Genomic DNA, 13,159 nt, shown 5'->3' on the forward strand with positions numbered 1-13,159 from the left:
GTTCATGACTGCACAGCAAGGTAATCGTCGCAATGATGAGCGCTCACGCAGCGCATTTGAAGAAGCGAAGCAGTACATACCAGGAGGGGTGAACAGCCCAGTCCGGGCGTTCAAATCCGTGGGACTTACCCCAATCTATGTAGAGCGCGGAGAAGGCTCCAAAATCTACGATATTGATGGCAATGTTTTTATCGACTATGTAGGGTCATGGGGCCCGCTCATTATGGGACATGCGCATCCCGAGGTTGTAGAAGCTCTGCGCGAGACTGCCGTTAAAGGAACAAGCTTTGGTGCACCCACTTTGCTGGAAACCAAGATGGCGAAACTGGTCTGTGAGCGTGTACCTTCCATCGATATCGTTCGGATGGTGAACTCAGGTACAGAAGCAACGATGAGTGCCATTCGACTGGCACGCGGGGCAACCGGGCGCAGTAAAATTCTGAAGTTTGAAGGATCATATCATGGTCATGCGGACAGTTTGCTAATTAAGGCTGGATCAGGTGTGGCAACACTAGGACTGCCAGATAGCCCAGGAGTACCTGAAGGCGTAGCCATGAATACCATTACGGTGCCTTATAACGATCTGGAGTCCGTAACTCTTGCTTTTGAACGTTATGGTGAGGAACTGGCCGCTGTTATTGTGGAACCTGTGGCGGGTAACATGGGCGTTGTGCCTCCGGCTTCCGGTTTTCTGGAAGGCTTGCGGAGTTTGACGACTCAATATGGCAGCTTGCTTATTTTTGACGAGGTCATGACTGGTTTCCGCGTAGGATTGAACTGTGCTCAGGGACGGTATGGAGTTACACCTGATCTGACTTGCCTGGGTAAAGTGATCGGTGGCGGACTTCCGGTTGGAGCGTATGGTGGTCGTCGGGATCTGATGGAACAGATTGCACCTACAGGACCGATCTATCAGGCAGGCACACTGAGCGGGAACCCGCTGGCGATGGCGGCGGGATATACTACACTCCAATTGTTGACGCCAGAGGTCTATGACCGTTTGGAGACATTGTCCGCACGTCTGCAGGCTGGATTTGAGCGAAATGCAGCTGAAACGGGTATACCCGTAACGATTAACCGTGTGGGTTCCATGGTATGTCCATTTTTCAGTGCCGTTCCGGTAACGAATTATGATATTGCCAAAGAAAGCAATCAGGATCATTTCCGTCGTTATTTTGCGGCGATGATTGATCAAGGAGTGAGTGTCGCGCCTTCACAATATGAAGGTATGTTTGTCTCTGGTGTGCACACGGAGCAGGATATTGACGACACCATTCAGGCGAACCGCAAGGCACTACAATCATTATGAGCATCAAAAGTTGGAAACGCCGTGGGGAATGGCTTGAGCTGATGCCGGGCAAAGTTGTCACCGGTAGTACAGACAGGCAGATGGCTGCTGAGCAATGGTTAATGTCTGAGCTTCAGTTACCGGAGAAGCTGCTCCGTCAGCTCAAAGCAAACCAAGGGATACAACTTGCAGGGGACCGGCTTAGGCTGGCCCTTTTTGCGTCCCAGCCTATTGATGTTGAGGCACGCTGGGCAGATCTGGCTGTGTTGTATGAGGATGATTTCTGTCTGGTCGTGCACAAACCCGCTGGCATGAAACTGCATCCGGATGGAAGCCATGCTGATCATGCCCTCACCCTGGATCATGCGGTTGCTTCGTATTATGAGATGAACGGAATTCAGACTAACGTACGCCATGTTCATCGACTGGATGAGGATACAACCGGACCTGTCCTATACGCCAAAAATGCTTTTGCCCTTGCCAAACTGGATGAAGCGATGCGCCGCAAAGAGATTGGTCGCCATTATGTAGCCATCGCAGGTGGTCAGATATCCAGTGAGCTTCGCAAGATAGATGCTCCAATCGGCAAAGACAGGCATCACAAGCAGCGCAGGCGTGTCTCGGAAGGTGGACAGGAAGCGGTTACTCATGTGGAGATCGTCGAAGTATGGGAACGAGCAACCCTTGTACGATTGAAGCTGGATACAGGACGAACACACCAAATTCGCGTACATTTGAGTTACGCGGGACACCCGCTCATCGGTGATGCGTTGTATGGTGGGAGAGCGAATGCCATTGGCCGGCAGGCGCTTCACGGGGAAGTGCTACAGTTCAGCCATCCGTTAACTGGAGCCACGATTGAAGTGAATGACCCTTGGCCATCTGATTTTACACAATTGGCAGAGCATGAAAAGGTGTATTAATAAATGATATAAAGCGAACTTCAATAGTTAAACGAGAACGGAGAGGACAGAAATAACGTGAAGAAGCGGAGCGTTCGTCTTTATCCCCGGATTTTCCCTTTGAAGAAGGGAATCAAAAAAATCTGGGGATAACAGTGATCGGAAGGTTATTCTGTCATTGAAGTGGCTAGGTGCAACATTCTCTATTTCGCTTTATATAGCAAGGTTTTTCAAAAGGTGGCATGCTCATCTCATTCAAGGCATATAGATGGGGTAACGAAGGATTTGGACCATGGATCAGTCCCATGAGAAGGATCATGGTGAACATATGCCGAAAGGAGGACGCTACCTTTGTTGAATCAACCTTATGGTTTGCGGTTTGATATTTATGAGCGCGTTCATTTGTCTGAGGGAGTTCCTGCTATTGAGGAATTGGAGGAAATTGAACTATACCCGCGCATTCAAGTCATAGGACAGGATGACCACGCCACGTTAAGAGGGCATCTATTGCTTACAGGTGCGTACAGAGGAGAGAACGAAGCTTCAGAGGAACTCAAACATTTCATTCCCGTGGAGATCACGGTGCCTCTGAACCGGGTAAGATCCATTGAGGATATTTCCATCGAGATTGAGAATTTTGATGTGGATTTGTTATCCAATCGCAGTCTGAACATTACAGGTGTGTTGTCGCTGCGAGGTATTGAGGGCTTTCCTGTAGAGGAGCCACAAGTGTGGTCAGCAGATGAGTTCACCGTTGTTCATTCACCTAACCCTCAGCCAGATAGCCGTTCCGATGAAGCAGAGCAGCCAGGCAACGATCCCAATGCATTTGCACAAGAGTATCTGCTCCAGCGTAGTGAGGAAGAAAGACTTGCGAATGCAGCAGAACTTGCCTACGGTGCCCCGGAATTGTATCAGGATGATCTGAATTCGTCTTTGGCCGAGCCACTTCATGCAGAGGATCAGAGTGCGGAATACTCGAACGAAAACAGGTTACCTGATGCTGAGGAGGATTTCGCATCTCTGACAACGGACGGAGATGAATTGGCATCCAATGAGCCTTCCCCAATCTCGTCATTTATGGCAGAGACTGCTGATCGGTTAGCTTCTTACCCTGAATCGGAACCTTTGCTGCCTTTGGCGGAAGAGTCTTCTGTGTGGTCCGAGCCTTCCGTGGCTTCCCAATCATCTGAAGAGGTGACAACACCGGATGCACCGGACGTATGGCACTTTGAATCAGCGAGATCTGTACCCCAGCAGGAGAATCAGGCCATTGCCGATGTTCCAGTTGAGTCACAGACGGAGAACTGGCAGGGTGTATTTGGTTCGTCCGAACCGGGGAACGCAGAGGAAGACCGACCGTCTTTTGAAGTGACTGGAGCAGACGAGTTCGTGCAGAACGAAGCATTGGTTCCTGAGCCTGTGGGTGAGACGGAAGACAAGCCGGAGCTAAAGGTTGCTTTTGGCAGCAAGAAAGAATTGGCAGCAAGGCAGGAGGAGGGCGTAGGAATCTCTTCCTTGTTATCCTCTGGCAGAGCGGCACGTGATGTTGAAGTGGAACGAGGGGAAGAGATTCCTGCTGGTGTTCTTCAGGAAGAAGCGCCTGATGACGTAGAATGGAAGAATCTGTTCTTGGGGACAATCGTGGACCAGACCCCATTCCGTAAGGTGAAACTGTGTATTGTACAGCGAGAAGAGACACTTGATGCCATCGCAGACCGGTACCAGCTGAGTACGAGGGAACTTCAGTTGTATAACCGCTTATCTGAACAGGTTGTTGAAGAAGGTCAGATACTGTACATCCCTTAATCTATAATCAAAGTCTTTATTATGACCCGTGATCCCCTTGAGGATTGCGGGTTTTTGCATCATTCGTCCTAAACCTGCATTCCAGCGCTCTTTTTCCGCTGTTGTCAGGTTGACTATCGCGCACGGGCAGGGTATGATGTGTGTAGGTTTTTTGAAGAACAACGTGGATCGGGAGTAGTAGACAGTATGACCTTTCAGAGAGTGGAATTGCTACGCTGTGAAATTCCGCAGGAACCAACTGATCGAAGTCGCCCGGGAGTTGCCTGTTTGAATACTAGGAATGATATATCGTTAGTTATTCCTGAGGTAGGATAGGCCGGTAGCAGCCGTTATCTGCTTGAAGTGTCACGGTGAGTACAGCGGGTGCAATCTATCTTTCTGTCTACGTGAAACAAAGGTGGTACCGCGAAAGCTAACCTTTCGTCCTTTGATGGATGAAAGGTTTTTTTGTTTTTTTGGCGATGATGATGAAGTAACGGAGGAATGACACATGTCAGATCAAAAAATATCAGCTGCAACAGAAATGCCGACCACATATGATCCAAAAGCGGCAGAGGATAAATGGTACTCCACCTGGATGGAGCGTGGCTATTTCAAAGCCGGTCAACGTAAAGATGCCGAGCCTTATACCATTGTAATCCCTCCACCGAATGTAACCGGGATGCTGCATATCGGTCATGCGCTCGATTTCACACTGCAGGATATTCTGATCCGTACGAAACGGATGCAGGGCTATGATGCTTTGTGGCTTCCGGGTTCCGACCATGCAGGGATTGCTACCCAAACGAAGGTGGAGCAGAAGCTGCGTGAAGAAGGTCTGACTCGTTATGATCTGGGACGCGAGAAGTTTCTGGAGAAAGTATGGGACTGGAAAGAACAATATGCCACAACCATTCGCCAGCAATGGGGTAAAATGGGCTTGTCACTCGACTACTCGCGTGAACGTTTTACGTTGGACGAAGGTCTGTCCCAAGCTGTGCGCAAAGTATTTGTACAATTGTATGAAAAAGGTCTCATCTACCGTGGCAAACGAATCATTAACTGGGACCCGGTAAACCGGACAGCACTGTCCGACATTGAGGTTGAATATAAAGAGGTTCAGGGGCACTTGTATCATCTGCGCTACCCGCTCAAAGATGGAAGTGGTTACGTTACTGTGGCAACGACGCGTCCTGAAACGATGCTGGGAGATACAGCGGTTGCTGTTCATCCGAAGGATGAGCGTTACGCAGACATGATCGGCAAAACGCTGGTACTGCCGATCATTGGACGTGAAATTCCTGTCATTGCCGATGATTATGTAGACAAAGATTTCGGTAGTGGTGCTGTGAAGATTACCCCTGCCCATGATCCGAATGACTTTGAAGTAGGTCTGCGTCATGATCTGGCTCAAATTACGGTTATGGATGAGAGCGGCACAATGAATGCCGAAGCTGGCAAATATCAGGGTCTGGACCGCAGCGACTGTCGTAAGCAGATCGTAGCTGATCTGCAGGAACAGGGCGTATTGATCAACATTGAGGATCATATGCATCAGGTGGGACACAGCGAACGTACCGGAGCCGTTGTTGAGCCGTATCTGTCTACGCAATGGTTTGTTGAGATGAAGCCACTTGCAGAGAGAGCGATTCAGAAGCAACAGAGCGGCGAAGGGGTCAAATTTGTTCCGGATCGTTTTGAGAAAACGTATCTGAACTGGATCGAAAATGTTCGTGACTGGTGTATTTCCCGTCAACTCTGGTGGGGACATCGTATTCCGGCCTGGTATGATGAGGAGACTGGTGAAATCATCGTATCTGCTGAAGATCCGACGACGCTTCCAGAGAATGCTGGACGCAAGCTCCGACAGGATGAAGATGTTCTTGATACATGGTTCAGCTCCGGATTATGGCCGTTCTCTACATTGGGTTGGCCGGAAGACACGGAAGATCTGAAACGTTATTATCCAACAAGTGTACTTGTGACAGGGTATGACATCATATATTTCTGGGTTGCACGCATGATTTTCACTGCATTGGAATTCACGGATGAAATTCCGTTCAAAGATGTGCTGATGCATGGTCTGGTTCGTGATTCAGATGGACGCAAAATGTCCAAATCTCTGGGTAACGGTGTAGATCCGCTCGATGTGATTGAGAAATATGGCGCAGATGCTATGCGTTACATGATCTCAACCAGCAGCACGCCAGGTCAGGATCTGCGTTTCCGTTGGGAACGGGTGGAGCAAGCTCGTAACTTTGCCAACAAGATTTGGAATGCTTCTCGCTTTGCATTGATGAACCTGGAAGGGTTCACTTTTGAGGATCGTGACATTAGTGGAGAGCTTGGTACACCGGATTATTGGATTTTACACCGTCTGAACGAAACTTCCCGTGATATTACGCGTCTAATCGAAGCGTATGAATTTGGGGAAACAGGTCGCGTCCTGTATAACTTTATCTGGGATGACCTGTGTGACTGGTACATTGAATTTGCGAAGCTGTCCTTCTACGGAGAAGATCCGGTTGCCAAGAAGAAGACACAATCCGTGCTTGCTTATGTGCTGGATCAGACGATGCGTTTGATTCATCCGTTCATGCCGTATATCTCCGAAGAGATCTGGCAGCATCTGCCGCATGAAGGGGAGACCATTACGCTGGCATCCTGGCCGGTATATGATCCGAAGCTTGAGAACCCGGAAGCTGTTGCCGAGATGAACCTGCTTATGGATACCATTCGGGCAGTTCGTAACATTCGTGCAGAAGTGAACGTGCCTATGAGCAAAAAGATCGAATTAATGGTAAAAGCAAACAGCGCTGAGGCGTCCAGCATCATTGAACGTAACAGCCACTACATCAAACGTTTCTGTAATACGTCCGAGTTCGATAGTGGGCTGGATCTAAGCTCGCCGGATAAGGCAATGACTGCAATCATTACGGGGGCAGAGCTTTACTTGCCGCTGGCAGGTCTTATTGATATCGAACAGGAAGTGGCTCGTCTGGAGAAAGAGTTGCAGAACCTTGAGGGCGAAGTACTCCGTGTGGAGAAAAAGCTGACGAATGAAGGCTTTGTTGCCAAAGCACCTGCCAAAGTTATTGAGGAAGAGCGCGCCAAGCAAGCAGATTATGCCGATAAACGGGATAAAGTGATTGCACGAATCAAGGAACTGAAAGGTTAATATATTTGGGTCGGATGGAGAGCTGCTATGCCATCCGGCCGCTTTTTTCAATCAAACTCGGGACCGAAGGTGAATCAGATGACGGAATTAGACGGGACAGATGCAGTAGCTCCTTTACTTACGTATAACGAGGCCGTGGACTGGATCAATGGCCTTATTCCTTTTGGCATTCGACCTGGATTGGAACGAATAGAGGGTCTGATGTTACGGTTAGGCAATCCTCACCAACGTCTCAAATTTATTCACGTCGCGGGAACGAACGGCAAAGGTTCGACTTGCGCTTTTTTGACGTCAGTGCTTCTTCAGGCCGGATATGATGTAGGAACCTTTACGTCACCTTATATCACCAAGTTTACAAACCGTTTTCAATACAACGGCGAGGATATTCCGGAAGAGACTCTGCTGAAGCTCTCAAACCGTTTGCGCCCACTGGTCTTGGAAATGGCATCCACTTCACTTGGATCGCCCACGATGTTTGAGGTGTCCACAGCTCTCGCGCTTCTGTATTATGCAGGGGAGTGTTACCCTGACGTTGTGGTATGGGAGACGGGGCTAGGGGAAGGATGGACGTAACGAATATTGTTGCACCCGTTGTGTCGGTCATTACCAACATTGGAATGGATCACACGGATGTACTTGGGGATACCATTGAAGAGATTGCCGGAGAGAAGGCAGGTATTATCAAGCCAGGAGTTCCTGTTGTGACCTGTGCGACTCAACCCGAAGCTGTGAAGGTGATTCAGGAGAAAGCACAGCAGCTTCAATCAACCGTGTATTTGGCTGGAGATCAATTCTCTTATCATAGACTCGAGAGCAACGAGAACGGTCAGTCTTTTCATTTTACAGGCCCGTTTCGTGATCTGGACGTTCGCATACGCATGCAGGGTTCACACCAATGTGATAATGCTGCGGCTGCACTTATGGTGCTTGAACTACTCAGACAATTCATGGCATTTATGCTAGATGACAACGATATTGCACTTGGACTGGAGAACGCCTTCTGGGCAGGAAGATTCGAAAAAGTAGTCGATGAACCCCGAATTGTACTCGATGGAGCGCATAATCCGGAGGGGCAGAAGCACTGGCCAAGAGCATTAGAGAGGTATATCCTCACAACAAGTTAATTTTGATGATGGGTATGCTGGCAAATAAGCATCACGAAGCATATTTGCAGCATATACTGCCACTAGTGGATACGCTGATCCTGACCGAGCCAGACTTCCGACGCAAAATGGATGCAGCCGAATTGCTGCAGATTGTCGAACGGGTACGTCCCGCCATTGCGAAGCAGGAGCTGGAAATCATCGTCGAGCCCGAGTGGGCGAAGGCACTTGATCAATTGAAGTCACGGACGGAAGCGGAAGATCTGGGGGTGGTTTCCGGCACACTGTACCTGATTGCAGATGTGCGGGCAGCCCTTTTGCATCAAACCGATTCTGAAAAAGGTTGGTGAAAGTTTTGTTAAATACATCGGAACATGTTCATTTTATAGGAATTGGCGGTTATGGCATGAGTGCCATTGCAAGAGTTATGTTGGAAATGGGATACACCGTTACCGGATCGGATGTCGCTTCACAGGAGTTGACCGAGAAGCTGGCAGCCAAGGGAGCGAAAATATATATCGGACATACGGCAGAGCACGTGACTGGAGCAGACCTGGTAGTCTACTCTACGGCAGCGCCTGCCGATAATGTGGAACGTGTAGCAGCAGCGCAATTGAACATTCCTATTCTGCATCGTTCGCAGATGCTTGCGCGGTTGTTGAATGAACGCAAAGGCGTGGCTGTAGCTGGGGCTCACGGAAAAACAACCACCTCATCCATGATTGCATTGGTTATGGATAAATGTGATACGGACCCGACTTATATTATTGGCGGAGAAATCATGAATGTGGGCACTAATGCCAAGGCAGGTCAAGGCGACTGGGTTGTTGCTGAAGCGGATGAGAGTGATGGTTCATTTTTACAGTATCATCCATGGCTCGGCATTGTAACTAACATTGAGGCAGATCATCTGGAGAATTACAACAGTGATTTTGAGGAACTCAAAAGGGCTTATGTGCAGTTCCTGAGCCAGATTCGTCCGGAGGGAACAGCCATTGTATGTTCTGACGACGAGAATGTTCAAGCGATTCTGCCACAACTCAAGTCACGGATCACGACTTATGGTATTGACCGTGCTGCGGATTATACGGCTACGGATATCGTATTAGGTGATCGCCGAATTTCCTTTACGATGAATCATCAGGGTAAGGCTATGGGCTCGGTGGAGTTATCGGTTCCAGGTAAACATAATGTTTATAATGCAATGGCTACCGTAATCACCTGTCTGGAAGCAGGCATTCCATTTGAGAAGATTGTCGCAGCCATCATTCAATTCAATGGAGCCAAACGCAGGTTCCAGGTATTGGGCGAGGCGCGTGACATGCTGATCATCGATGATTATGCTCATCATCCTACGGAGATTGAAGCTACGATTAGTGCGGCCAAAGCAACGGGCAAGCGGATTATAGCGGTATTCCAGCCACAGCGTTATACACGCACGTTCTTCCTGTTGGATGCGTTTAGCCGTGCCTTCGCCGAAGCGGATGAGGTACTTATTACCGATATCTATTCTCCTGCGGGCGAAAAAGAGATCGAAGGGGTGCACTCAGCCAGACTGGTTGAACTGATCGTTCAAAACAGTAATGCTTCTGCACGTTACCTACCTACGAAAGAGGAAGTTGTAGTTGATCTGCAGCATCGTCTACAGCCAGGAGATCTTGTACTTACGATGGGTGCAGGTGATATTTGGAAAGTTGGCGATACACTTGCCAAAGGTTTAAAATAGATCCATTCAGAAACCGGCTGTCTTCAATAAGAAGCAGGCGGTTTTTTTGCGTTATATGGAATTTTATTGATATTCTCTGCATATAGCTGATATAAATGAGACAAAGGAGAGGGTACGGTGAGCAATGCTAGAATGACGTTTCGCTTCGGGGATCATAAGTCGGACAAGCCTGAAAATAAGAGGATTTCCGCATCCAGTCCATTGGTAACGCTGAATGAAGAATTATCTCATAATCAAACGATAACCCCAAAGCAGATGGATACAACCCCATCCTGGACGCCAGAGGATATCCCTGGAGATTGGGGAGAGACAGTGCTGACAAGCTCTGCTGTACCTGAACCTGACCAACAGATGAGCCATGATTCGAAATTCAATGAGGTCCAATATCTGGGCAACAGATCCGGTTATGATAATCATATGGCAGATCCAGAGGGAGAACATCGGGATCTGTCCAATGCTCATGATGATCATCAAGGCCATGACTGGCTTGCAGATAGCGAGAACTATTCTTACAAGCGTAATCGACCTCCAAGGGCTGGAAAATGATTGGTTCTGTCACTGGGGCACTGGTTACGGGAGCACTCTTTGGTATGGTTATTCTCTCATTTTTCAATAAAGAAGGAGCTGCCAAGCCAGGTGATCTTCTCCCCGTCAATCAGGCGGTTTCCACCGTTACAGGCCAAGAGGGAAATATAGGAACAGAGCAGCAGATTCAGACAGCTGCGACGGGTAGCACATATTATGCACTCCAATACGGCGTTTTCAGTTCTCCGGAACGAGCAGAACAGGCCAAGCTTGAACTTTCTCAGGCTGGAATAGCCGCAGGTTCTGATCCTGAAGATGGCAATCGGGTGTATGCAGGCATTTCGGCTGATCGTGAAGAGGCCAAGCTTCTCAGCTCCAGGCTTAAAGCCCGGGGAGTTGAACTGTACGTCAAGGAGATCGTTAACCCTGAGATAAATCCTGCTATATTCGGTGGCAAACAAGAGGATGTACAGCTTTTCTTCACGAACAGTTCTGCACTGGTCAATCAATTGTCTACCTTGTCCATTCAGCAGCTGGGAGAGTCTGCTCCGGCAGCAGTATCTACAGAAACGATGAGCGGAATTCAGAATAAGCACCAGGCGTGGTTAACCGGTTTAAATAGCCTTTCGCCCGGCCTGACCGCAGAGGTTCAACCCATTATCGCCGGAATGGAGAAATCGATGAACAGTGCAATTACGGCCATCGCGGAGTACAACAAAAACCCGGATGTTGTGCACATGTGGTCCGTACAGTCCGATCTGATGGAATATGTATTACAGCAGAAAAAGTGGCTCGAAGCGATAAAGCAGTAACATGCTCTTTCCCATAACAACGCCTGGAAATACCTGTCCGGCAAGGAACTGGAAATAGTTCCCCTTGCCGGATTTGTGTTTGTATTGACGTACAAAACCCCGTATAATAATGTGGGTGTCAAAAAATGGCGAGGGAAGATTACCGATGAAAAAAAACTTCGGCATGTTATTACTGTTTCTGCTGCTCGGCTGGATGGCCGGAGCGTGGATCGCCAAGGCATTGCAGCCTGTAAAGGCCGTAGCCTTTCTTACGAAAGCCACGACTATTCGCTGGTCGCCGCAGGCTGATCTGGATATTATCAGCTATGATATTTCACTTCAATTTCAAATGAGTCTTCTGAGTCTGATCGGTATTATTGCTGCTGTATGGCTGTATCGCAGACTGTAGGAGAATGACGAGTTATGACGACAAAATTAAATCTGTGACATCTATTATCGTGATCCGGACAGGACAGGATGTTGCCGTAGCATAAGGAGCCGTTCATCATGGATAACACGCAACAACGCCCTATTATTCTGGCCTCCACGTCGCCTCGGCGCAAAGAACTGATCGCATCACTCCATTTAGCATTTGATGTAATACCAAGTCATGCCGATGAAGATACGCCACCAGAATGGACACCTGAACAGACGGTACAGGAGCTTGCTTTGCGTAAGGCGCTTGCCGTGTATCGTGGGCTTGAAGGCCGTGAGCAGGAAGCCATTATTGTTGGTAGTGACACTGTTGTTGTGCTGGATGGTGAGATTCTGGGCAAACCCATAGACGAAGCTGATGCAGAACGTATGTTATCCCGGCTCCAGGGCCGCGTACATCGGGTGTTTACCGGCGTCGCTTGTATTGATGCGGGCAATGGACAATCGATTGTTCATTACCGCCAGACCGATGTAACGATGAAGGAACTGTCGGATGCGACCATCCGTGCCTATGTGCAGACAGGAGAGCCTTCGGATAAGGCAGGATCATATGCCATTCAGGGCATTGGCGCTTCACTGATCGACCGTATTGAAGGATGTTATTTTAATGTGGTTGGTCTGCCACTATCCTTGCTGAGTGATATGTTGGATGGGTTTGGTGTACATGTGTTGCCACGAACATGAATGAAGATAATTGACGTGTGAAAAGAGGGAACATATGGAGTCGCCTCAATATATGATGCGCGACATCCCCCAGGAAGAACGCCCGAGAGAACGCATGATGGAATATGGGGCGGGCGCCTTGAGCCATGCTGAATTGCTGGCGATTTTACTTCGAACAGGCACACGACAGGAATCTGCGGTGCATATGGCACAGCGGATGCTGACTCAGGCGGGTGGAATTCGCCCGTTGATGGATTTGAGTCTGGAAGAACTGACTGCGATGAAAGGGATTGGCAATGCTAAGGCTGTACAACTGAAAGCGAGCATTGAACTAGGTCATCGGATTGCGAGGAGCAGACTTACACCGTCGACCTCGATCCGTACACCGCATGATGCGGCCGATATCCTGATGGAACAAATGCGATACTTGCAGAAAGAGCATTTTGTGTGTCTCTTTCTGAATAGCAAAAATCATATTATTGCCCAGGAAACACTCTCCATGGGTAGCCTTAACGCTTCGATTGTACATCCACGTGAAGTGTTCCGGGCTGCCATCAAATGCAGCAGCGCCTCTATTGTGTGCGCACACAATCATCCGAGCGGTGATCCTACGCCCAGTCCAGAGGATATCCAAATAACCAAGAGACTGATCGAAGCTGGTACAATCGTCGGCATTGACGTGCTTGATCATATTATTATTGGAGATGGAACGTACGTAAGTTTGAAGGAGAAGGGCTTAGTATAATATAATGGTTGGCGT

10 protein-coding genes, 1 pseudogene and 1 other annotated feature are annotated in these 13,159 nt (G+C 48.7%); all 11 genes and pseudogenes read left to right on the forward strand.

What is annotated here, in order from left to right:
• Window positions 1-4 precede the first annotated feature (4 nt).
• The 11 genes and pseudogenes from hemL to radC all read left to right on the forward strand — a co-directional run bounded on the left by hemL (window position 5) and on the right by radC (window position 13,144).
• Window positions 5-1,309 (forward strand): glutamate-1-semialdehyde 2,1-aminomutase, encoded by a 1,305-nt coding sequence (gene hemL, locus C0Q44_RS29515; RefSeq protein ID WP_105410701.1) that lies wholly within the window; start codon window positions 5-7, stop codon window positions 1,307-1,309.
• The gene (locus C0Q44_RS29520; protein ID WP_105410702.1) at window positions 1,306-2,211 is read left to right on the forward strand and encodes an RluA family pseudouridine synthase; all 906 of its coding nucleotides are present in this window, start codon (window positions 1,306-1,308) and stop codon (window positions 2,209-2,211) included. The genes hemL and C0Q44_RS29520 overlap by 4 nt, the downstream gene beginning before the upstream one ends.
• A gap of 330 nt (window positions 2,212-2,541) precedes the next feature.
• A complete protein-coding gene (locus C0Q44_RS29525; RefSeq protein ID WP_105410703.1) occupies window positions 2,542-3,999 on the forward strand; it encodes a LysM peptidoglycan-binding domain-containing protein in 1,458 nt (485 codons plus the stop codon).
• A 155-nt stretch (window positions 4,000-4,154) separates the two neighbouring features.
• Window positions 4,155-4,430, forward strand: a binding site (T-box leader).
• A gap of 59 nt (window positions 4,431-4,489) precedes the next feature.
• Window positions 4,490-7,156: a valine--tRNA ligase gene (locus C0Q44_RS29530; RefSeq protein ID WP_105410704.1), complete on the forward strand. Its 2,667-nt coding sequence runs from the start codon at window positions 4,490-4,492 to the stop codon at window positions 7,154-7,156.
• 78 nt (window positions 7,157-7,234) lie between these two features.
• A pseudogene (locus C0Q44_RS29535) lies at window positions 7,235-8,609 on the forward strand (bifunctional folylpolyglutamate synthase/dihydrofolate synthase).
• A gap of 56 nt (window positions 8,610-8,665) precedes the next feature.
• Window positions 8,666-9,985 (forward strand): UDP-N-acetylmuramate--L-alanine ligase, encoded by a 1,320-nt coding sequence (gene murC / locus C0Q44_RS29540; RefSeq protein WP_258166626.1) that lies wholly within the window; start codon window positions 8,666-8,668, stop codon window positions 9,983-9,985.
• Window positions 9,986-10,102: 117 nt separating this feature from the next.
• Window positions 10,103-10,531 (forward strand): hypothetical protein, encoded by a 429-nt coding sequence (locus tag C0Q44_RS29545; RefSeq protein WP_105410706.1) that lies wholly within the window; start codon window positions 10,103-10,105, stop codon window positions 10,529-10,531.
• Window positions 10,528-11,322 carry an SPOR domain-containing protein gene (locus C0Q44_RS29550; RefSeq protein ID WP_105410707.1) on the forward strand — a complete coding sequence of 265 codons (795 nt, stop codon included), beginning with the start codon at window positions 10,528-10,530 and terminating at the stop codon, window positions 11,320-11,322. The genes C0Q44_RS29545 and C0Q44_RS29550 overlap by 4 nt, the downstream gene beginning before the upstream one ends.
• Before the next feature lie 145 nt (window positions 11,323-11,467).
• On the forward strand, window positions 11,468-11,710 hold the full coding sequence (locus C0Q44_RS29555; protein WP_105410708.1) for a DUF4321 domain-containing protein: 243 nt from the start codon (window positions 11,468-11,470) through the stop codon (window positions 11,708-11,710).
• Between the two features lie 98 nt (window positions 11,711-11,808).
• A complete protein-coding gene (locus C0Q44_RS29560) occupies window positions 11,809-12,420 on the forward strand; it encodes a Maf family protein (RefSeq protein ID WP_105410709.1) in 612 nt (203 codons plus the stop codon).
• Between the two features lie 34 nt (window positions 12,421-12,454).
• On the forward strand, window positions 12,455-13,144 hold the full coding sequence (radC, locus tag C0Q44_RS29565; RefSeq protein ID WP_105410710.1) for a RadC family protein: 690 nt from the start codon (window positions 12,455-12,457) through the stop codon (window positions 13,142-13,144).
• Window positions 13,145-13,159: the final 15 nt, after the last annotated feature.

Origin of the sequence: Paenibacillus sp. PCH8 (assembly GCF_002968835.1) — a bacterium.
GTDB lineage: Bacteria > Bacillota > Bacilli > Paenibacillales > Paenibacillaceae > Paenibacillus.